This is a genomic window from Euzebya rosea (assembly GCF_003073135.1).
In the GTDB taxonomy this organism is placed as follows: Bacteria; Actinomycetota; Nitriliruptoria; order Euzebyales; family Euzebyaceae; genus Euzebya; species Euzebya rosea.
On record NZ_PGDQ01000003.1, the window covers coordinates 162,912 to 184,677 of the forward strand.

18 protein-coding genes are annotated in these 21,766 nt (G+C 71.7%); 9 read left to right on the top strand and 9 right to left on the bottom strand.

Annotation, left to right across the window (positions count from 1 at the left end; genetic code table 11):
* Positions 1–4: 4 nt before the first annotated feature.
* Entirely contained in the window at positions 5–1,279 is a 1,275-nt protein-coding gene (locus tag CUC05_RS03740) for a BMP family lipoprotein (RefSeq protein ID WP_108664733.1), read from the bottom strand.
* Positions 1,280–1,463: 184 nt separating this feature from the next.
* Between CUC05_RS03740 and CUC05_RS03745 the strand changes: the two genes are divergently transcribed.
* The gene (locus CUC05_RS03745; protein ID WP_108664734.1) at positions 1,464–2,024 is read left to right on the top strand and encodes a DUF1684 domain-containing protein; all 561 of its coding nucleotides are present in this window, start codon (positions 1,464–1,466) and stop codon (positions 2,022–2,024) included.
* Positions 2,025–2,037: 13 nt separating this feature from the next.
* On the opposite strand, the gene CUC05_RS03750 is transcribed toward CUC05_RS03745, so the two are convergent.
* From CUC05_RS03750 to CUC05_RS03770, 5 genes are all read right to left on the bottom strand, one after another.
* Positions 2,038–3,708 carry a diguanylate cyclase domain-containing protein gene (locus CUC05_RS03750; protein WP_108664735.1) on the bottom strand — a complete coding sequence of 557 codons (1,671 nt, stop codon included), beginning with the start codon at positions 3,706–3,708 and terminating at the stop codon, positions 2,038–2,040.
* Positions 3,709–3,908: 200 nt separating this feature from the next.
* Positions 3,909–4,571, bottom strand: a complete 663-nt coding sequence (locus CUC05_RS03755; protein ID WP_108664736.1) for a histidine phosphatase family protein — start codon at positions 4,569–4,571, stop codon at positions 3,909–3,911.
* A 74-nt stretch (positions 4,572–4,645) separates the two neighbouring features.
* Entirely contained in the window at positions 4,646–6,637 is a 1,992-nt protein-coding gene (locus CUC05_RS03760; protein WP_108664737.1) for an acetyl/propionyl/methylcrotonyl-CoA carboxylase subunit alpha, read from the bottom strand.
* Positions 6,634–8,196, bottom strand: coding sequence for an acyl-CoA carboxylase subunit beta (locus tag CUC05_RS03765; RefSeq protein ID WP_108664989.1), 1,563 nt, complete (start codon positions 8,194–8,196; stop codon positions 6,634–6,636). The genes CUC05_RS03760 and CUC05_RS03765 overlap by 4 nt, the downstream gene beginning before the upstream one ends.
* Positions 8,197–8,349: 153 nt before the next feature.
* Entirely contained in the window at positions 8,350–9,048 is a 699-nt protein-coding gene (locus tag CUC05_RS03770; RefSeq protein WP_108664738.1) for an AMIN-like domain-containing (lipo)protein, read from the bottom strand.
* A 111-nt stretch (positions 9,049–9,159) separates the two neighbouring features.
* Here CUC05_RS03770 and CUC05_RS03775 point away from each other — a divergent pair, with 111 nt between their 5' ends.
* The gene (locus CUC05_RS03775) at positions 9,160–9,939 is read left to right on the top strand and encodes an enoyl-CoA hydratase-related protein (RefSeq protein ID WP_205712113.1); all 780 of its coding nucleotides are present in this window, start codon (positions 9,160–9,162) and stop codon (positions 9,937–9,939) included.
* Positions 9,940–9,948: 9 nt separating this feature from the next.
* On the opposite strand, the gene CUC05_RS03780 is transcribed toward CUC05_RS03775, so the two are convergent.
* Positions 9,949–10,509 (bottom strand): TIGR03086 family metal-binding protein, encoded by a 561-nt coding sequence (locus CUC05_RS03780; protein ID WP_108664739.1) that lies wholly within the window; start codon positions 10,507–10,509, stop codon positions 9,949–9,951.
* 183 nt (positions 10,510–10,692) lie between these two features.
* On the opposite strand from CUC05_RS03780, the gene CUC05_RS03785 reads away from it, so the two are divergent.
* From CUC05_RS03785 to CUC05_RS03815, 7 genes are all read left to right on the top strand, one after another.
* Positions 10,693–11,139, top strand: coding sequence for a CBS domain-containing protein (locus tag CUC05_RS03785; protein ID WP_108664740.1), 447 nt, complete (start codon positions 10,693–10,695; stop codon positions 11,137–11,139).
* A gap of 37 nt (positions 11,140–11,176) precedes the next feature.
* A complete protein-coding gene (locus CUC05_RS03790) occupies positions 11,177–11,491 on the top strand; it encodes a hypothetical protein (RefSeq protein ID WP_108664741.1) in 315 nt (104 codons plus the stop codon).
* A gap of 105 nt (positions 11,492–11,596) precedes the next feature.
* Entirely contained in the window at positions 11,597–12,064 is a 468-nt protein-coding gene (locus CUC05_RS03795; protein ID WP_108664742.1) for a peptidylprolyl isomerase, read from the top strand.
* Positions 12,065–12,155: 91 nt separating this feature from the next.
* Positions 12,156–13,214, top strand: coding sequence for an amidohydrolase family protein (locus CUC05_RS03800; protein WP_157965175.1), 1,059 nt, complete (start codon positions 12,156–12,158; stop codon positions 13,212–13,214).
* A 144-nt stretch (positions 13,215–13,358) separates the two neighbouring features.
* The gene (locus tag CUC05_RS03805) at positions 13,359–17,798 is read left to right on the top strand and encodes a cell wall-binding repeat-containing protein (RefSeq protein WP_108664744.1); all 4,440 of its coding nucleotides are present in this window, start codon (positions 13,359–13,361) and stop codon (positions 17,796–17,798) included.
* Between the two features lie 100 nt (positions 17,799–17,898).
* A complete protein-coding gene (locus CUC05_RS03810) occupies positions 17,899–18,780 on the top strand; it encodes an alpha/beta fold hydrolase (protein WP_108664745.1) in 882 nt (293 codons plus the stop codon).
* On the top strand, positions 18,780–19,616 hold the full coding sequence (locus CUC05_RS03815; protein WP_108664746.1) for a dienelactone hydrolase family protein: 837 nt from the start codon (positions 18,780–18,782) through the stop codon (positions 19,614–19,616). Before CUC05_RS03810 ends, CUC05_RS03815 begins: the two co-directional genes overlap by 1 nt.
* Before the next feature lie 285 nt (positions 19,617–19,901).
* Here the strand turns inward: CUC05_RS03815 and CUC05_RS03820 are convergent, their stop codons facing one another.
* Together CUC05_RS03820 and CUC05_RS03825 are read right to left on the bottom strand one after the other, a co-directional pair.
* A complete protein-coding gene (locus CUC05_RS03820) occupies positions 19,902–20,726 on the bottom strand; it encodes an LLM class F420-dependent oxidoreductase (RefSeq protein WP_108664747.1) in 825 nt (274 codons plus the stop codon).
* A gap of 28 nt (positions 20,727–20,754) precedes the next feature.
* On the bottom strand, positions 20,755–21,747 hold the full coding sequence (locus tag CUC05_RS03825; RefSeq protein ID WP_108664748.1) for an LLM class flavin-dependent oxidoreductase: 993 nt from the start codon (positions 21,745–21,747) through the stop codon (positions 20,755–20,757).
* Positions 21,748–21,766: the final 19 nt, after the last annotated feature.

Sequence of the window (21,766 nt, forward strand, 5' to 3'; positions counted from 1 at the left end):
GTCGCTACTCCTGGGTCTCGGCGGTGCCGTCGATGCCCTCGAGCAGGCCGGGGAAGTACCAGACCTGCTCGTCGGTGGCGGTTTCGCCCTCCGCGACGTAGGTGGTGCCGTCCTGCAGGACCAGCGGGCCGGCGAACAGCTCCACGGAGCCGTCGAGCAGGCCGGCGGTCAGCTCGTCGACCGCCGCCGCCGCGTCCTCGCCCAGGCCGGGGCCCTTCACGAAGCCGACGGTGCTGGCGTCGGGGTCGTTGATGTCGTCGGCGTCGGGGCCGAGCCAGCGGAAGTCAGCGGCGAAGCTGCCGTCGACGACGGACTGGGCGGTCTCCAGGTAGGACGGACCCCAGTTGAAGTAGGGAACGCCCAGGCACACGTCGGGGGCCTCGTCGCAGGCACCCAGGAAGTCGTAGGGCACGGCGTGCACGGCGTCGCCGGCCTCGGCGAGCTGGCCGGTGCGGACGATGGCCTCGGTGGTGTCGATCCCGGACAGGACCACGTCGGCGCCACCGGCGTAGAAGTCGTTGACGACCTGCGTGGGGTCCAGCGTGACGCCGGGGATGTTGAACCAGAACCCGATGTAGGTGACCTCGAAGGTCAGGTCCTCCGCGGCCTCGCCGCGGGTCTCGGTCCAGCAGTGCTGGGCGCCCAGGTACGTGGCGTTGACCAGACGGATCGTCTCGGCGTTCACGATCGGGCCGAGGTAGGCGAGGTGACCGGTCTCGGTGGTCATGGCCGCGGCGCAGCCGGCGAGTGCCTTGGTCAGCTCCATGCGACCCATGATGTTGCCGAGGTTGGACAGGTCGGGCTCGAAGGCCTCGCCGTCCTCCCACGCGGAGTCACCGGAGGTCCAGATCATCGGGACGTCGGGGTGGGCGGCAGCAGCGGCCAGGATGCCGTCACGCATGTCGTCGGACGTCGCGAAGACCATCTGGGCACCCTGGTCGATCATGTCGGTCACGACCGACTCGACTGAGATCTCGGGCTTGTCGGCCGGGTTGACGGAGTCCACGACGATCATCTCGGCGCCGGGAAGGTTCGCCTCGATGTACTCGCCGCCCTCGAAGTGGGCCTGGGACCAGCCGCGGTCGTCGCGCGGGCCGACGAGGATCATGCCGAAGACGAACGGTTCGCCGTCCTCGGGTGCCTCGGCGCCGTCGTCGGTGCTGCCGTCGGCGGTGTCCTCCACGGGCGCGTCCGACGCCGCGTCGGTGGTGTCGTCGGTGCCGCTGCATGCGGTCAGGAGCAGGGTCGTCGCGGCCAGGGCCGCCAGAAGTCGTCGCATCGATCTCTCCACTGGGTTGTGCTGTTCGGCGGCTCGTCCACGTCATTCAAGCGGGGACTGGCGCTGGAGGGAAATATCCTCTGGGTAGCCGCGTGTTGGCCGGAGGGTGACAGCTTCTGCGCCTCCTGACGAATCCGGTCCATCTCCGGCGACGGTCCTCGACCTCGCCGACTACCGCCGCCGCATGGCCGAGCTCTACGCCGACGTGCGACGGGCGCCGGACCCGGTGACGGCATGGCAGGGATGGCGCGAGGGACGGGACGCGCTGTTCACCCATCCACAGGGGGTCTGGGCCGGGAGGGACGACGCACCCGACACCATCCCGACCTGGGCACACGACCCCAGCTGGCGGCTGGAGGTGGAGGTCGGTCCCCCGTCGGACGACCAGCCCGTGGGGCTGCCCCACTCCGGCGACGGCGTGACGATGGCCGACCCGGTGGGCACTGTGGCGATCGACCGTGACGGCCGCACGGCGTCCCTGACCCTCTACTGGTTGCGGCAGTACGGCGGCGGGCTGTTCCTGCCGTTCCGCGACGCCACCAGCGGTGGGGCGACCTACGGCGGCGGGCGGTACCTGCTGGACGGCGCCAAGTCGGCCGACCTGGGTGGGACCGACGGTCGCCTGGTCCTGGACTTCAACTTCGCCTACCACCCGTCCTGCGTGCACGACTCCCGCTGGTCGTGTCCGATCGCCCCGCCCGAGAACACCCTGCCGTTCGCGGTGGAGGCCGGCGAGCACCTGTAGGTCCCGACCGGTGTCAGGCGTCGGCCGAGGAGCGGTCGGACGTCCGTGCCGCGGTCGCCCGGGACCGCTTGGCCCGGTACATCGCGTCGTCGGCCCGCTTCATCAGCCCGTCGACGGAGCCCACCGCCGCTCCGACGCTCCCGGTGCACCGGATCACCCGGTCGCCGACGATCACGGGTTCGGCCAGCGTCGACGCGACGCGGTCCACGACCTCCGCGAGCGGGTCAGGAGGCGGATCGAGCAGGACGACGAACTCGTCCCCGCCCAGCCGGGCGACCACGTCCCCGGACCGGGAGACCGCTCGCAAGCGCAGGCCGACCGCCCTGAGGACGTCGTCCCCGACCGCATGGCCGTGCGTGTCGTTGACCGCCTTGAAGTCGTCGAGGTCGATGGTGAGCAGGGCGACCGGCGAGCCGTCGTCGACGTCGGCCAGCGCCCGCAGGAGCCCACGACGGTTGGTCAGTCCCGTGAGCGGATCGTGGTGGCTCTCGTGGAGCAGGCGTCCGTGCTCGGCCGTCATGTCCGACAACGACGAGGCAAGCTCAGCGGACCGCAGGATCGCGCCCGTGTGACGGGTGACGGTGACCGCGATCTCGAGGTCACCCCTGCCCCATGACGGCGCCTCGGGGTCCCGGTTCGCCACCACGAACAGTCCCGACAGGGTCTCGTGGTCTCCCAAAGGGACCAGCAGGGCATCGGTGATGTCTGCGGACGCCAGGTACCCCGACAGCGTGTGGCCATCAGGGGAGTGGACGATCTCGCCGTCCCCGCAGACGGCGAGGTACTCCGCGACCGCCGCGGTGTCGTCCTTGCCGAGGGTGTCGCGGACCTGCAGCCCGCCGGTGTCGCGTCGGACCCGCAGCATGGTCCCGTCGCGGGGGTGCATCTGCAGGACGTCCACGAATCCCGCGCCGAGCTCCTGTCCGACGTGGTCGAGGAGCTGTCGCAGGGCGGCGTCGTGGCCCTGGGCGGCGGCGATGGTGGTGGTGAAGCGCGCGACGAACGCCACCCGCCCGCTCTCGGCCATCGCCGCCACGTGCGCCCGGTGGGCCAGCACCACCACCGCTGCCGGTCCGAGCAGCAGCAGTCCCGCCGTCGGCTGGTGGCTGAGGAGCACCAGCTCGGCGACGGTGAGCCCCGCCAGTCCGACGGAGAACACCAGCGACACCGCGAGCGCCTGCAGCGAGGTCGCCCACGTCCCGGGCCCGTCGACCGCGGCAAGGACCCACGAGACGACCAGACCGCTGGTCGCCATCGCGCCGACGATCCCGACGAGGGCAGCGGTCCAGTGCCCTGCGTGCAGCGAAGGTCCCGGTTCCACCAGCACGCGCGTGATCGCCACGGCCATGCCGGCTTCGAGAAGGGCCATGGTCACGTTGACGCTGGCCTTGCGCAGGGGTTTGCGGCCCCACAGCTGCCACGCCAGCATCGCGATGCCGCTCGCCGTCGCGACGGCGACGGGTGTCGAGGCGAGCACCCCGACCAGCAGCGGCACCTCGCTCAGGCTGAAGGCCCGACACTCGCGATGAAGCCGCAGCGTGAGACGTGTCCCGTCGGCGACGCAGAAGCCGAGCACCAGCGCCACCCACGGCACCGGGAGCGGCACCAGCGGGGCCGCCGTTGGCCCCGTCAGCGCCATCAGCATCGCGGTGACCAGGAGCGACCCGGCCACGATGCCGCCCACCGACCCCCTCTCCACCCGCGCGTACTGCCGTCGTCGTCGACGTCTCGCCACTCCCCACCCCTGGTTCGTTGTTCCTGTCAGGGAGGAGTATCGGTCGCCGGACGACGTAAGTGAAGAACGTTCACGAGGATGGTCCCATATGACGGTACCGAATGGTCCGAAATGACCATCGGGGTGCCAGGGCGTCGCCGCCCGCAGGTTCAGCGGTAGGTGCGGAGCGACGCCGCGGCGCCCGTGAAGTGGGCGTGGTCGTTGAAGCCGAGCAACGACAGGCCGGACCGGCCCGCGAGCAGCGTGGTGAACCCGGCGTTGACGACCACGCGGTTGAGCGCGACCACCGTGTCCGGGCCGCCGCCGAGCAGGTGTGCCGCGACCGCGGCGATCACGCCGCCCGAGGTGGCCACGATCGCGTCACGCCCCGGCTCGAGGGCATCGACGAGGTCGTGCAGGGCGGCGACCGCCCCGCCGCTGAACGCCTGCCAGCCGTCGGCGGCGTCGTCGGTCACCCAGCGGCCCAACGCCGTGTCGAGCACCGCCTGGAACTCGCGCTCGCCGGTCGGCATCGACCGGCCCGACGCCGTGACGGCGTGCTGGACCATCGCCACGTGGTCGTACTCGTTCCAGCGGGCATCCACCACGACCTCGGTACTGCCGTCGGGGCTGCCGAAAGCGCGGGCGACCGGGGCGGCGGTGTCCCGCTGACGGCGGAGGGTGCCGCTCGCCACGACCGGACTGCGCAACCCCCGCTCGGCGAGGGTGGCGGCCGCAACCTCGGCCTGTCGGTGGCCGAGCTCGGACAGGTTGTCGTAGTCGGCGGCGCCGAAGGAGGCCTGGCCGTGGCGCAGCAGGGTGACGGTGGGCACGTGGACTCCGGGATCGATGGGGGAGCGGCCAGCTTCGGACAGATGGGCCGCCAGCGACAAACCCGGCTGTCGGCTCAGCCGTCGGTGTCGGCCGGGTCGATACGGGCCACGACCGCGCCGACACCCACCTGGTCCCCGACGTCGACGACCTCCACCAGGGTGCCGGCGACGTCGGCGCGGATGACGTGCTCCATCTTCATGGCCTCCATCACCACCACCTGGCTGCCGGCCTCCACCTGCTGGCCGACGGTGGCCGCCACCGCAGTCACCGCACCGTGCATCGGCGCCACGAGCACCCCGGCGCCCGCGGCGTCGTCGGCGCCCGGCGGCAGCCCCGTCGGATCCGACACGTCGAGGTCCACGTGGGGGAGGTGGACGAGCAGGCGGTCCCCGCCCGGGCGATGCACGGTGAGGTGGACGGGTCGCCCCTCGACCCGAAGCGCATCGGGGGTTCCCGTCACCAGGACCCGCTGGTCATCGACGGTCACCACGATGCCGTCGACGGTGGCCTGCAGGGACACCACCCTGTCGTCGGCGCCGACCCGCAGCGGGCGGGAGTCGACCAGCCACGTGGCGTTGGTCCAGCCGGCCAGCCCGGGGGAGCGGCGCTCGGCGTCGGCCGTGGCGGCCAGCTGCCGCCAGCCGGCCACCGCCGCGACGTCGCGAGGATCGAGGTCGACACCCGTGACGTCGTGGTCGGTCAGGAACGACGTGGTCGCGCCCCCCTCGGCGAACACCGGATGCCGCAGCACCCGTGCGAGGAACGTCCGGTTGGTCGTGACACCCAGGCACACCAGCCGGTCGAGGGCGTCGGCGAGCCGTCGCCGGGCCTCGTCGCGGTCACGCCCGTGGGCGATGACCTTGGCGAGCATCGGGTCGTAGTGCGCGGTGACCTGCTGTCCGGCGGCGATGCCGGCGTCGACGCGGATGCCGGCGCCAGTCGGCGGCTGCCAGGCCTCGACGGTGCCGGTCTGCGGCAGGTACCCGTTGCTGGGATCCTCGGCGTAGAGGCGGACCTCGATGGCGTGGCCGTCCAGGGTGATGTCGTCCTGTCCGAACGCCAGGGCCTCGCCGCGGGCAACCCGCAGCTGCCACTCCACCAGGTCGATGCCGGTGACCAGCTCGGTGACGGGGTGCTCCACCTGCAGGCGGGTGTTCATCTCGAGGAAGGCGAACGCTTGGTGGTCGCCGTCGCGACGCTCGACGTCGAGCAGGAACTCCACGGTCCCCGCGCCGACGTAGCCGATGTCGGCCGCCGCGGTGACCGCGGCCTGCTGCATCGCGGCACGGGTGACGGCGTCGATGGCGGGCGAGGGGGCTTCCTCCACGACCTTCTGGTGGCGTCGCTGGACCGAGCAGTCGCGTTCGCCGAGGGCCACGACGTTGCCGTGGGTGTCGGCCAGCACCTGGATCTCGACATGGCGGGGATGCAGCAGCGCCCGCTCGAGGATGAGGGTGTCGTCACCGAACGCCGAGGTGGCCTCGCGGCGGGCTGCGGCCAGCGCGTCGCGCAGGTCCGTGGCGTCGGTGACCAAGCGCATGCCCTTGCCACCACCACCGGCCGCAGCCTTGACCATGAGCGGCAGGCCGATGCGGTCGGCCTCGGCCAGCAGGGTCTCGTCGGACTGGTCGGTGCCCTGGTAGCCGGGCAGCAGCGGCACGCCGGCGTCGGCCATCCGTCGCTTGGCAGCGGCCTTGTCGCCCATGAGGTCGATCGCGTCGGGGGTCGGCCCGATGAACACCAGACCGGCGTCGGCCACCGCACGGGCGAACCGGGCGTTCTCGGCGAGGAACCCGTAGCCGGGGTGGATCGCCTGTGCGCCGCCGGTTCGGGCCGCGGCGATCACGGCGTCGACGTCGAGGTAGGAGTCGGCGGCCGGGGCAGGCCCCAGCCTGACGGCGTCGTCGGCGAGGGCCACGTGCGGTGCCCCGGCGTCGGCGTCGGAGTACACCGCCACCGTGCGGTAGCCGTGCGCGCGGGCGCTGCGGATGACTCGGACGGCGATCTCGCCGCGGTTGGCGACGAGCACGGTGTCGAAGGTCGAGGGGTTCTCCGGGTGCGTCATGGCCGCGCCACCCCGAAGCTGACGGGACGGATGTCGGTGGCGTCGCCCTCCTGGGCGGTGGCCAGGACGATCCCGAGGACACGGCGGGTGTCCCGTGGGTCGATCAGCCCGTCGTCGAGGCCCAGCCCGGAGGTGACGAGCGCCGCCTCCTGCGCGGCGTACTGGTTGACGATCTGGCCGGCGAAGGCGTCGAGCATCGCCTCGTCCAGCGGTTCTCCCTTCTTCTCCGCCCGCTGCTCGGCGACGATGCGCATCGTCGTCGCGGCCTGCTCGGCACCCATCACCCCCGACCTGGCGTTGGGCCACGTGAAGGAGAAGCGGGGGTCGTACCCCTGCCCGCACATGCCGTAGTTGCCGGCCCCGAAGCTCGCACCGATGAAGAACGTGAACCGGGGCACGTCGACGGTGGTGACGGCCTGGATCATCTTCGACCCGTTCTTGATCATCCCGCCGCGCTCGGAGGCGGTGCCGACCATGTAGCCGGTGATGTTCTGCAGGAACACCAGCGGCGTGCCCAGCTGTCCGCAGCGCTGGACGAACTGGGTGGCCTTCTGCGCGCCGTCGTTGTCGATGGGGCCGTTGTTGGCGACGATCCCGACCGGACGGCCGAAGACGGCCGCCTCGACGCAGACGGTGCCGGGCCCGTAGCGCGGCTTGAAGTCGAGGATCCGCGAGCCGTCCACGACTCGGGCGATCACCTCGCGCACGTCGTAGGCCGTCCGGTAGTCCACGGGGACGACCCCGGCGATCTCGTCGGGGTCCAGCACCGGCGGGTCGCCGTCGGGCACGTCCGCCGCAGGCATCCGGGCGGTGCCGAAGCGCATCGCACCGATCACCTCGCGGGCGATCCGCAGGCCATCGGCGTCGTCCTCGGCGACGTGCTCGATCAGGCCCGAGACGGTGGCGTGCATGTCGATACCGCCGAGGTCGTCGGCCTCGGCGACCTCGCCCGTGGCGGCCTTCAGCAGCGGTGGGCCGGCGAGGAACGCCTGGCCGCGCCCCTTCACGCCGATGACGACGTCGCTCATGCCCGGCATGTAGGCGCCACCCGCCGTGGAGGATCCGTGCAGGACCGTGATGACGGGCACCCCGGCGGCCGAGAGGCGGGCCATGTTGGCGAAGAACCTGCCGCCCTCGGCCCACTGCTCGACGCGATACTCCAGCAGGTTGGCCCCGGCGGACTCCACCAGCATGACCAGGGGCAGCCGGTTCTCCAGGGCGATCTCCTGGGCGCGCAGCACCTTGGCGCCCCCCGAGCGGGTCAGCGCACCGGCGTTGATGCCGGAGTCGTTGGCCACCACCATGCAGCGGGTACCGGCGATCATCCCGATCCCGGTGATCTGAGAGGCGCCCGGGACGGAGCGTTCGGGGTCGTCGGTGTCGACCAGGTAGCCGGCGTGGGTGCGGAGCTCCAGGAAGGGGGCGCCGGGATCCAGCAGGCGGGCGACCCGTTGCCGTGGGGTCAGCTGGCCGCGTTCGGCGAACCGGTCGGCCCGGCGATGCGACGCGTCGACGGCCCGCTGCTGGAGCGCGCGCATCTGCTCGACCAGCTCCAGCATCGCCGCGCGGTTGGCCCGGAACTCGGGGCTGGTGGGGTTGATCCTCGACTGGAATACGGGCACGTGGTCCTCACCGATTCGACTCTTCCTGAGTGTGGCTCAACTAAACGTGAACGTCACACAGGAAGTCAAGGCGGCGCGCCGGCCCGCCGGTCAGGAGTGGGCGACCTCGACGACGATGCGGCGCGGATGGTCGCTGTAGACGCGGAACGGCACCTCGGCGGCGGTCCCGATGACGATGTCCTGCTGGCCCTCGAACCAGCCGACGACGTCAACCTGGGTGATGGCGCTGCCCGGCCCGGGGATCACCCCGGTGGGGAAGGCCGCGCCGAGGTCGTCGAACGGGAGGGCGACGTTCCGCAGTGTCAGCTGCAGCGTCCCGTCACCCGGCGGGTCGGGGTGCACGTCCTCGCCGATCGGCACGTACTCCTCGACGTACTCGGCGGTCCAGCCGGCCACGCCGTCGATCTCGGGCTCGCTGAGGAGGACAACGATGCGGTCGTACCCCTCGACGGTGCTGACGCGGACGTCGGACACCCAGCCGGCCTGACCGCTGCCGGTCGGCTCCTCGGTGTCTGGTTCGGCGTTCGGCGTCGAGGTCGGCTGCTGGATCGGGGGCAGCCCGTCGGGGTCGGTCGCCGGGTCGTCCGGCTCGGGCGCGACGACACCGTCCTCGGTCGGTGTCGACAGGGACGGTGAGGGCGACTTCGTCGTGTCCACCGACGGCACCGCCACGGCCGTGGGCGGGGGTGCCTCGACGACGGGGTCGTCGCCGGTGCACGCGGCCAGCGCCACGGACAGGGCGGCGACGACCGCAGCCCGTCGCACGATGCGGGATGGCGAACCGATCACTTCTGTGCCTCTCCTCGTCGAGCCGATCGCGGCGAGCGTATCGTCGGCGACGACGTTCCCCGGTCGACCGGCTGTCCTGCCGCGTCGACGGGGTGAGACCGAGGAGGACCCGTGACCGAGCCGAGCACGATGGTGAGGACGCAGCCCCACGACTGGTACACCGAGATCACCCTCGCGGTGCCGCGACGACGCAACGCGCTGTCGCTGGCGATGATCGAAGCGCTCGCTCGGGCCCTGGAGGAGGTGGCTGCCAGCGACGCGGCAGGTGTGCTGCTGACGGGCGAGGGACCGGTGTTCTCCAGCGGCCACGACTTCGCTGACATGGCCGGCCGGTCCTACGCCGACATGCGCCGGCTGCTGCGCACCTGCGCGGACATGATGACGCTGGTGCAGCAGATCCCCCAGGTGGTCCTGGCCCGGGTCCAGGGACCGGCCCTCGCGGCCGGCTGCCAGCTCGTGGCCAGCTGCGACCTCGCCGTGGCCGTGGACAGCGCGACGTTCTCGGTGCCCGGCGGGAAGGCCGGGTGGTTCTGCCACACCCCGATGGTGGCGGTCGGCCGCCAGCTTCCGCCCAAGCGGGCGCTGGAGATGGCGCTGACCGGTGATCCCGTCGACGCGTCCACCGCGGCCTCGTGGGGTCTGATCAACCGCGCCGTCGCCGCACCGCACCTGGACGAGGCCTGCCTGGACCTGCTGGGCCGCGCGACCCGGGGGAGCCGGCTGTCCAAGGGACTCGGCAAGCAGACGTACTACGCCCAGGTCGGACTGGAGCAACGCCAGGCCTACGACGTGGCGATCGAGGCCATGGCCGCCTCCAGCCAGACCGCCGACGGGCAGGAGTCGATGAACAGCTTCATCGAACGGCGAGGGGCCACCTACACCGACCGGTGAGCGGTCGCCTCAGGGCGTGCGGCCGGACAGCGCCACGATCCGATCGGTCATGGAGGCGCCGTCCCCCACCTCCACGGGCTCGGCGAAGTCACCGTCACCCCGTGCGTTGGCAGCGATCGCCCCGACCACTCCGAGGATCGCTTCGGCGATGTCGTCTGGCACCTGCGGTGACAGGCCCGCGCCGCGGCCTGCATCCCAGGCGTGCAGCACGTTCTCCATCGCCGCGACCTGGAAGAGCATGCCGCCGGGGACCTCTCCGCGGACCGTCGGCAGCATCGCCGTCATCGCCTCGTCGCTGAAGGCTGCCGCGCAGGCGGCGGCTGCCTGCCGATGGGCGGCCACCATGTCGCCGGCGGTGAAGTCCGGCGGGCCATCGGCCCGGGGTTCGAGGCCCTGCCCGCGTGCGCACGCCGCGAAGTAGTGCTGCCCGCCGATCAGGTGGTTGGTTGCCTCGCGGACGTCCCACCCCGCACAGGGAGAGGGGTCGTCGAGGCGCCCGGGATCGATGTCGGCCAGCACCGACTGGGCGAACTCGGCGGTGCGGGCGTAGAGCGCATGCGGGTCGGACATCTCGGATCGTCTCCATCGTCGGCCCCCGGGGGCCTCGACTGTAGACCCGTGGGGGTCCGGGTGCGGGCGCCAGCGGAGGATTCCCGTCCGCACCCGGGACAAGCCACGGTCGGGGTGAGAGGATCGCTGGTGGAGACACCGTGTCGGCGCGGCCGACACGTCCTCGAGGAAATGGAGGCGGCAATGTCCACCAACGTGGCCCACATCATCGATCGCAAGGGAAGCGAGGTGGTGACCATCGGGCCGGCCGCCACCCTTGCGAAGGCGGCGGCGCTCCTCGCGGAGCACAACATCGGGGCGGTGGTCGTCTCGCGGGACGGCAGCACCGTCGACGGGATCCTCAGCGAGCGCGACATCGTGCGGCAGTTCGCCAGCACCGACGGGGTCGGCACCGGCTCGGTGTCGGTGTCGACGGCCATGACCACCGGCGTGCACACCGCCACCCCGGCGGCCACGATCGACGAGCTGGTGGAGATCATGACGACGGGCCGGTTCCGCCACGTGCCGATCGTCGACGGCGGTGCCCTGGTCGGGATCGTCTCCATCGGTGACGTCGTGAAGAGCCGGATGGACGAGCTCCGGACCGAGGCGGAGTCGCTGCAGGAGTACGTGACGGGGACCAGCTACTGAGGGTGGCCCGCGGCGGGAACCGATAGGGTCGGCCGTCGTGCCGACCCCCACCCTCCCCAGCCGTCTCCGCACCGCGTCCGTGGCCGTGCTGGCGGTCCTCGTGACGGCCTGCGGCAGCGGCGACACCCTGCTGCCGGCCCTGACCGACGACAGCACCTGCGAGGACGCGGTCGCGATCGTGACCACCGCCATCGACGAGGCGCGCAGCTACGTGGGGACCGGCCGCGAGGACCCGGCGCTGCGCGACGAGCTCGTCTTCGCGCTGTCCGCGGTCGACGAACGCCCCGAGTGCGTGGACGACGAGCTCACCCGTCAGGCCACCGGGCTGCGGAGCACCCTCAACGGCCTGTAGCGACAGGCCGGGTCGGGGGTGGCTCGTCGGCCGGGCTGCGACGGCCCCACCCCGGCTACGCTCGGCGGCGTGACTGACAACGCGAACCCCCAGGTCTTTTTCGACATGTCCGTCGGCGGCACGCCGGTCGGACGCATCACGTTCGAGCTGTACGCCGACGTGGTGCCCAAGACGGCGGAGAACTTCCGCCAGCTCTGCACCGGTGAGCCGGGCTTCGGCTACAAGGGCTCCAGCTTCCACCGGGTGATCCCGGACTTCATGTGCCAGGGCGGCGACTTCACCAACCACAACGGCACGGGCGGCAAGTCCATCTACGGCGCCAAGTTTGCCGACGAGAACTTCGAGCTGAAGCACACCAAGCCCGGCCAGCTGTCGATGGCCAACGCCGGCCCGAACACCAACGGCTCCCAGTTCTTCATCACCACCATCGTCACCGACTGGCTGGACGGCAAGCACGTCGTCTTCGGCGAGGTCGTCGACGGCATGGACGTCGTGAAGCAGATCGAGTCCCACGGCAGCCGCAACGGCCAGACCGACGAGCCCGTCATCATCGACGACTGCGGCGAGCTCTAGCCCGCTGCCTTCGTCCACGGGTCGGTCCTCCGGGGCCGGCCCGTCGACATGTCCGGACATGGAGGTCCCTGCCCGACGTAGAGTGCCCGCCATGTACGACGGGCCGCGGATCGACGCGCACATCCACCAGTGGGACCCACGGGTCACCCCCCGTACGGTGACCCCCGCGGTCAAGGCGCTCGGATGGAACCCCCGCCTGCTGCGGACACTGGCCGAGAAGGCGGTGCCGGCCGCGATGCTGGCGTTCGTCGGTGATCCCGACACGGCGCTCAACCCCTACCTGCCGGGCATGTGGCGGGCCGACACCCGGCCGCGTCGGGTCCGCGGCTTCGTCCACGTCCAGGCGGACTGGCAGGCCAAGGGGCCGATGGGTGTGGTCGACGAGACCCGCTGGCTGGAGCAGGTCTGCGGGTCCGACCTGCTCGCCGTCGTCGGTCGCGTCGACCTCGCCTCGCCGTCCCTCGACGCCATCCTCGACGGCCACCACGCTGCCAGCCACCGGTTCCGGGGCATCCGCGACTACCTCGCCCACGGCAACGACAACGACGCCCTGGTCGACTGGGCAACGCGCCCCGACCGCACCGCCGAGGCGGCCTGGCGGCGCGGATACGACCGCCTGGGGGAGCGGGGGCTGACCTTCGACGCGTGGGCCTACGGCCACCAGCTGCCGTCGGTGACCACCCTCCTTCGCACCCACCCCGAGACCGCGGTCGTCATCGACCACCTCGGCAGCCCCGTCGGGTTCGGCGGGCCCTTCGCAGGGGTCGGGACGACGGCGCGGGAACGCGACGAGATCCTCGGACGCTGGCGCGACGACATCGCCGCGGTGGCCGAGCAGCCGCAGGCCCACGTCAAGCTCAGCGGCCTGGCCATGCCGATCAGCGGGTTCGACTGGCACCGGCGGGACGTTCCGGTCGCCGCCGAGGAAGTCGCCGAGGCGTTCCGGCCCCTCGTGCACCACGCGCTGGACGTCTTCGGTCCCCGACGGTGCATGGTCGCCAGCAACTTCCCCATGGACCGGGTGTCGCTGGACTTCACCACGCTTATGGACGCGATGGACCTGCTGACCGAGCACCTCGACGACGCCGACCGCCGGGCCGTCTTCCACGACACGGCCGCCGGCTTCTACGGCATCACCGACGACCGATGACACGCTGACCTGCGGCGCGGCGAAACCTCGGGGACCGTCACCGCGTAAGGGATGTCACGCCCATGGCGTACCATCCCTCGAATCGGTCGGCGCCAGCCCGGCCGGTTGATCGCAGTTCTCTCCGCCTGCCAGAAAGCGTTTCGCATGCCTCGTGCCAGCCGCCGCGTGTTCACTCGTGGCCTTGCCGTCCTCGCGTCCGTGGCCGTGGTTGCCTCGGTCGCCGTGGCCGTCACCTCCGTCGGTGACGCCCTCGTCGAGTGTCCGCCGGGAACCGTCCCGATCACCGGCCCCGAGGCCCGTCTCGTGCCACCGGACCAGCAGGACCTCCTGCCGCCGGAGTACCGCGGCCCCGCCGAGGCGATGGAGTTCCCGGGCGACTGCAAGCCCGACCGAGTGGAGTCCTTCGCCGAGCTGGCGCTCCGCAACGCCCAGGCCGACGCGCGCACCAGCGCCCCCTTCATGCAGCCCGCCGAGGGTGCCCGCTGGTCGGCGGCGCAGCAGCGCCAGAACCTGATCGACAGCGGCGCCACCGTGCCCGGCAGCGACGGCGAGCTGTCGTTCGTCGGCGAGGGGCCGCTGAACTTCGACGAGGACCCCTACGACTCCGGCCAGGGAATCGTCGACTCCACGGGTCGCATCGACGACTTCTTCTACGACGAGGCCAACGACCGCCTGTTCGCGGCGATCGGTACCGCCGGCGTCTGGATGTCGACCGACCTCGGTGAGTCCTGGACCTCCATCGGTGACTCGTTGCCGACCAACATCACCTCCGGTGTCTCGTGGACCCCCGCGGGGGGTCCCGACGGCACCGTCGTCGTCATCACCGGTGAGCACACGTTCGGCGGGTCGGCCTTCACCGGCCTCGGCGCGTTCTGGTCCACCGACCTCGGCGCGACCTGGGCCCGCGCAGAGGGTCCGCCCGACGGCACCCTCGGGTTCGCCATCGAGGTCGACCCCACCGACCCCAACATCGTCTACGCCGCGACGGGCAAGGGCCTGTGGCGCTCCGCCGACGCCGGCCGCACCTACGTCGACGTCGAGCTTCCCGTCGGCACCTGCCAGGGCGACTACAACATCGAGACCTGCAACTACGCCCACTTCGTGACCGACGTGGTCGTCAAGGCGCCCGGCGGTGTGGGCGAGGACACCGAGGGTGGCCAGGTCCTGGCGGCCGTCGGCTACCGCGCCGGCCGGCTGGAGGACATCTCGGGTGACTTCATCCACTCCGAGGGCAACGGCGTCTACCGCTCCGACACCGGTGAGGCCGGCACGTTCGAGCGTCTCGACGGCCTCGACGCCACCGTCGGTGGTCAGGAGCGCCTCGGCCGCATGGAGTTCGGCCCTGCCATCGGTGCCGAGCAGGACCACGACATCGTCTACGCCGTCATCGAGGACGCCGTGCTGTTCAACGGCGGCTTCCAGTACGTCCCGATCCCCGACGGCGTCGACCCGACGGGCCTGCTGAGCCCCAACCCCACCTACCTTCTGGGCGTCTACTACTCCGACGACTTCGGCGAGACGTGGACCGAGCTGTCCAACGACGACGAGATGGGCACCCTCTGCACCCTCAACCAGTCGGTCTTCTGCATCCCCGGGGCCATCGAGCCCGGTGTGCAGTCCTGGTACAACATGTGGATCGCCCCGGACCCGACGCGCCAGGTCGGCGGTGTCCCCACCCGCGTTGTCATGGGCCTCGAGGAGGTCTTCCAGAACAGGCTCACCAACGCCCCGGCCAACACCCCCCTGGTCAGCTTCCAGACGATCGGGTCCTACTACGGCGGCGTCGACTGCCTGCTGGTGGTCACCGACTGCCTCGTGTCGTCCAACCTCGGCATCACGACCACCCACCCCGACCAGCACGACGGCATCTGGATTCCCAGCGTCGGTGAGGACGGCGAACCCGACGGCGGCGTCCGCCTGCTCGTCGGCCACGACGGTGGTCTGTCCAAGCAGATCCTCGGCGAGGGCGACGAAGCCAGCCAGAGCACCTGGTCCCTGGAGCAGGAGAACGGCCTGCGCACGCTGCTGCCCTACTCCATCGCCGTCGCCAACGACGGCACCGCCCTCGCGGGCCTGCAGGACAACGGCACCATGCTGGTCGACCCGACGCTGGACAACCGCCAGTACGAGGTCCAGGGCGCCGACGGCACGATCACGGCCATCGATCCCGAGGACTCCGACTACGGCTACGCATCCAGCCAGACCAACTCGCTGCTGGGCGTGTCCTCCGACCGCTTCCAGACCTTCACCAGCCTGACGCCGACACCCTCCGACGGCACGTTCCTGTTCGTCCCGCCGCTGGAGATGAACCCGCTGAACAGCGACCACATCGTCACCGCCGGCAACACCGTGATCGAGAACCTCGCCGGTCGCGAGGCCACCTCCTCGACCTGGTCGGTCGCCATGCAGCTGGGTGCCACGGAACGTCAGCCCAACTACGAGACCGACGTCGAACCGCCGATCCGCCAGGCCAGCGCCATCGACGTGTACGGCGACGCCACCTACGTCGGCTTCTGCGCTCCCTGCAACATCCTGCAGACGCCCTACCCGTACGACTCGGGCATCGCGACCAACATCGGGTCGCAGGACCTGCCCGAGCCGGGCACCGACAGCGGCTGGCACTTCGCCGCCGCCGAGGGCCTGCCGGAGCGCTACATCTCCGACCTGCAGATCGACCCGTACGACCCGACGGCTCGGACCGTCTACGCGGGCCTCGGTGGGTACACCCGCAAGTGGGTCCCGCCGGGAACCGGTGCCGACGAGGCCACCGACGTCGGCGAGGGACACGTCTTCGTGTCCACCGACGCCGGTGAGACGTTCACCGACATCTCCGGCAACCTGCCCGACACGCCGGTGCTGTCCATCGAGCAGCGCGGCAGCCAGCTCTTGGTCGGTACCGACCTGGGCGCGTTCATCTCCGCTGACCTGCAGGGCACCTCGTGGGCGCCGCTGGGCGGCGCCGACGCGTTGTCCATCCCGGTGATGGACATCCAGATGAAGGCCGACGACCCCGATGTCGCCTACCTCGGCGTCTACGGCCGTGGCGTCATGCGCTACGACTTCCCCGAGTTCGCGGCACCCGAGCGCAGCGTCGTCCGGCTTGCCGGCCCGACCCGCGAGTCCACGTCCGTGGCGGTCTCCGCCGCCCTGTACGAGTCCTCCGACGTGGTCGTCCTTGCCCGGTCGGACCAGTACGCCGACGCCTTGGCCGGCGCCCCGCTGGCCACGGACCTCGACGCGCCCCTGCTGCTGACCGCCTCCGGTGCGCTGCACCCCGACGTCGCCGCGGAGATCCAGCGACTCGGCGCGACCAGCGCCGTCCTGCTGGGTGGCGAGGCCGCGCTGAGCCCCGCCGTCGCGCAGGAGCTGACCGGCCTCGGCATCACCGACATCACCCGTTACGGCGCCGACAACCGGTTCGGCACCGCCGCTCGCATCGCCGAGCAGCTGCCCGACGCGACCGCCGCGTGGGTGGTCAAGGGCAACGACGCCGACCCGACGCGGGGCTGGCCCGACGCGATGAGCATCGCGCCCGTCGCCGCACGTGCCGGACAGCCGATCCTGCTGACCGAGACCGACCGGCTGCCCGGCGAGACCGTCGGCGCGCTGGAGGGCATCGACGATGCCCGCATCGTCGGTGGCACCGCTGCGGTGTCCCAGGCGGTGGAGGACCAGCTCGACGGGATCGTGACCCTCGGCGACCGCGTCGCCGGCCCCAACCGCTTCGCCACCTCGGTGGCTGCGGCCGAGGTCGGTCTTGCCAACGGACACGGGCTGTCCAACCTGTGGCTCGCCCGCGCCGACGCCTTCGCCGACGCGCTGTCGTCCGGTCCGTCCGTGGCCGCGACGGGTGGCACGCTCGTGCTGGTCGACTCCAACAGCCTGGGCGCGTCGCTGGACAGCGGCGAGTTCGTCACCGAGAACGCCTGCCGAGTGATCACCGCCCGCATCGCCGGTGGGACCGCTGCGATCTCCGACACGGTCGCGGGCGAGGTCCGGGCCCTCCTGGACGCCTGCCCGCCGCCGGAGGGCTACCGTCCGCCGCCCGAGCAGGCCATCGTCCCCGGGGACGTCGAACCGGGCGAACCCGCCCCGACCGACGTCATCGCTGGCCCGTACGGCTTCGAGGACGACGCCGAGGGCTGGACCACGGCCGTCGCCGGCACGCCCACGTCGATGTGGATGCGCGGGGAACCCGGACACGACTCCGACATCTCCTTCCAGGTGGACCAGTACAACTCCGGCGCCAACGCGACCCTGACCTCGCCCGAGATCGAGGTCGACGGCACCGAGGTCGCCATCGCCTGGTGGTACGCGGTCCAGATGGAGGGCGGCGGCTTCGACGAGATGGCCGTCGAGTGGTCCGCCGACGGCAGCGACTGGACACGGCTCGCCAGCTACGGCGTGTCCGCCGACTTCCCGGCGTTCACCGAGCAGCTGCTCCGCTTCACCCCGGACGCCGGCACCATCCAGATCAGGTTCCTGGTGTTCGCTGACGAGATCTGCGACTCCGTGGAGACCGTCAGCTGTGGAGCGGACTCCCTGACGGGGGCCTTCGTCGACGACGTCACCATCCTGAGCTGACCGAACGCCCCCGCGCGGGGCTCGACACAGTCGACGGGACCGGGTCACTCGACCCGGTCCCGTTGCCGTGTTCGGCCGATCGTGGGCTAGCGTGCCGGCCATGCCGAACGCCGACGTCAACGGGCTGACCATCTGCTACGAGCGCTCGGGCCCCTTGGACGGGCCCGTGCTGCTGCTGGTCTCGGGGATGGGACAGCAGCTGATCAGCTGGCCTCCACACCTCCTCGAGCCGCTCCATCGGGCGGGCATCGGGACCGTGGTGTTCGACAACCGCGACGTCGGCTGCTCGACGTGGATGGACGAGGCAGGCCCGGCCGACATCGGGGCGATCATCGCCACCCTCAGGGCCGGCGGCACCCCCGACTACGCCTACACCATCCGCGACCTGGCCGACGACGCCATCGGGCTGCTCGACCACCTCGAGCTGGACCGGGTCCACGTCCTCGGGCCCTCCATGGGCGGCATGATCGTGCAGCGGATGGCCATCGACCATCCCGACCGGGTGGCGTCGTTGACCTCCGTGATGAGCACCACCGGCCGGCGAGGGCTGCCCGGCGCGACCAGGGAAGCCAACGCCGCCCTGCTGGCCGTCACCGAACCGGGCCTCGAGGGGTACCTCGCCGGTCGGGCCAGGCGACGCGCCGCCTACGGCAGCACCGCCTTCGCGTTCGACGACGAGTGGGAGCTCGAGCTCGCGAGGGGCCTGATCGAACGGGGGCTCAACCCCGAGGGGGGATCCCGGCAGTACGCCGCGACGATCGCCGACGGCGACCGCACCGACGAGCTCGGCCGGCTCGACCTCCCCGCCCTCGTCGTGCACGGCGACGTCGACACCCTCATCCCGCCGGCTGCCGGCGAGGCGACGGCCGAGGCCATCCCCGGCGCACGCCTCCACGTGATCGAGGGCATGGGACACGACCTCCCACCAGCCGTCTGCCGCATGCTGGCCGACGACGTCATCGACCTGATCGGAGCGTCCTGATGTCGACGGTGCCCGACGGCTGGGACGACCTCGCGGACTTCACCGTCGACACGTTCGCCCACGACGGGGCGACCAGGACGGTCTACCGGGCGGGGGAGGGGCCGGGTGTGCTGTTCATGCACGAGGTCCCCGGCATCACCCCGACCAACGCCGCCTTCGCCCGCCGCCTGGTCGACGCCGGCTTCACCGTTGCGATGCCCGACCTGCTGGGCGACGCCGGCCGTCCGCTGGAGCCGCTGTACGCCGGGGCGAGCATGGCCAAGCTGTGCATCTCACGGGAGTTCCGAGCCTTCGCCCTGCAGGCGGACCGGCCCATCGTGCGGTGGCTCCGGGCGCTCGGCCGTGACCTGCACGCCCGCGCCGGTGGACGGGGCATCGGGGCGGTCGGCATGTGCATGACCGGCGGGTTCGCCCTCGGGCTGGCCGTCGACGACCACGTCCTCGCGCCGGTGCTCAGCCAGCCGTCGCTGCCGGTCGCCGTGACGCCGCTCCATGCCCGTGACCTCGGGATCCCCGATGACCATGCCGATGTGGTGGCCGACCGATGCCGCGACGAGGGCCTGTGCATCCTCGGCCTGCGGTTCGAGAAGGACCTGCTCGCCCCGGCCGCCCGCTTCCGCGCGCTGAAGGCCCGCTTCGGAGACGCCTTCGAGGCCGTCGAGCTGGACGTGGGGGAGTGGAAGCGCACCCGCGCATCGCTGCCCACCGACGAACGGCCGACTGCCCTCACCCCGACCCCACACGCCGTGCTCGGCGGCGACTACCTCGACGGCCCCCCGACCAAGGACGCCCTCCAGCGCGTCCTCGACCTGTTCACCGAACGCCTGACCGCCTGACGGGGCTGCCCGACGGGACTGCCCGAGGGGCCGCCTGACGGGGCCGCCTGACGGGGCCGCCCTCCACCCTCTCAGCGTGTCCCCAAGCCACCCGGTCGGGTGGCCGTCCGCACACGGGGCCCGCCAGCGTGTGCGGTCGGCGGCCGGCGCGGGCGTGGATCGCACACAGGGGCCAGGGGTGGGTGGGATGGCCGGCCCCGGCGGGCGTGCAGTCCACACGCCGGGTCGTCCGAGGACGGCCACCCGGGTCAGCCGATGGCAGATCGGCCGAGGGCGGCCCCCGGGTCAGCCGATGAAGGCGGCGTAGCGGTCGATGCGGGCCGACATGGCGTCGGGGTCCTCGTGGGGCAGGGCGCACAGCACACGGGTGGCGCCGGCGTCGGCGTACTCCTCCAATAGCTGCTCCGTGGGGCCGGGCTGGTAGATGGTGATGTCCATCGGCCCACGGCCGGCGTCCGCCGCGCGGGCCTGCAGCTCCTCGACCCGCGACTTCAGCACCGCACCCCGACCACCGATCGGGATCCACCCGTCGCCGTAGTCCATCACCCGGTCCAGCACCGTCGGCCCCCAGCCGGCCACGAGCACGGGGACGTCGTGTCCCGGCTTGGGCCACGACCACATCGGTTCGAACGAGACGTGGTCGCCGTCGTAGGACGCCTCGTCCTGGGTCCAGATGGCGCGCATCGCATGCACGCGTTCCCGCATCTGCGCGAACCGCTCGTCGAACGCGATGCCGTGGTCGTTCATCTCCTCGACGTTCCAGCCCGGACCGACCCCGAACACGAACCGTCCGCCCGAGTGGTGCTGCAGCGTCGCGACGGTCTTGGCCAGCACGATCGGGTCGTGCTGGTTGACCAAGCAGATCGCCGTCCCCACCTTCAGGGTCGAGGTGGCCGTCGCCATCGCCGTGCACGCCACGAACGGATCCCAGGTCTGCCAGTACTCGTGGGGCAGGTCGCCGCCAGCCGGGTACGGCGTCCTCCGGCTGACGGGGATGTGGGTGTGCTCGGTGACGAAGACGGACTCGTAGCCGAGCCCTTCGGCCATCGTCGCCACGTCGACGGGGTTCATCGTCTCGTGGGTGGGGAAGTAGGTCAGCCCGATGTCCATGCGTTGCGCTCCTGCGGTGGTGGGAGGGTCAGTCGAGCGCCGCGGCCGCGGCCCGGAGCGTTGCGGTGACGGCCTCGACGCCGGGTGCAAGCGGCTCGATCGCCGCGACGGTCACCCCCGCGTCGAGGTAGGCGCGCACCTTGGTGGCCACCTCGTCGGCCGTGCCGATGACCAGCACGTCGTCGGCCATCTCGTCGGAGTAGGCCTCGACCATCGCGGCCCTGTCGCCGCGTTCGGCCGCCTCGGCGATGGCGGTCGCCTCCTCCTCGTAGCCGATCCAGCGAAAGAAGCGGTTGTAGCCCGTCGTCGCGGCGTAGGGGGCGAAGACGCCCTTGAGCATCTGGCGTGCGGCCGACGCGTCGTCGGTCACGACGACCATCAGGCGGGCCACGACGGGGAAGTCCTCCGGCAGAGCCCGTCCCGCCTCCTCGGCACCTCGCCGCACCTCCTCCAGCATCATCGGCACGTGGTGTGGGGCCATCTGGTTGAGGCACAGCCCGTCGGCGAGCGCCCCGGCCAGCTGCAGCGACTTCGGGTTGAGCGACCCGAGGAGGAGGGGGACCGGCGTCGGCGCGGGCAGCCCGTACTTGAAGCCGCCGATGCGGACCTTCTCGCCCTCCACCGTCGCGCGCTGGCCGGCCAGGATCGCCCGCAGCGCCTCGGTCGTCTCGCGGACGTGGGTCAGGGGCTTGTCCCAGTCGAGCCCGGCGAACCGGGTGACCAGCACCTCCGAGGACGCACCGATGCCGAGGGAGAACCGCCCACCGGTCAGCTCCGCCAGGGTCAGCGCCGCCCGCCCCAGGACGAACGCCGAGCGGGTCTGCACCGGCGCGACCGCCACGCCGAGGTCGAGGTCGACCTCGCGGGAGAGGGCGCCGAGCATCGCGAAGCAGTCGTGCCCGACGACCTCGTCGGCCCACGCGGCGGTGTAGCCCCACAGGCGTGCGGCGCGGGCGATGTCGAAGGTCTCGGCCAGCGAACACCCGGCGAACGCGGGGGAGATGGCGAGCGTGCCGCCCATCGGGTCGGTCCTTTCCGTC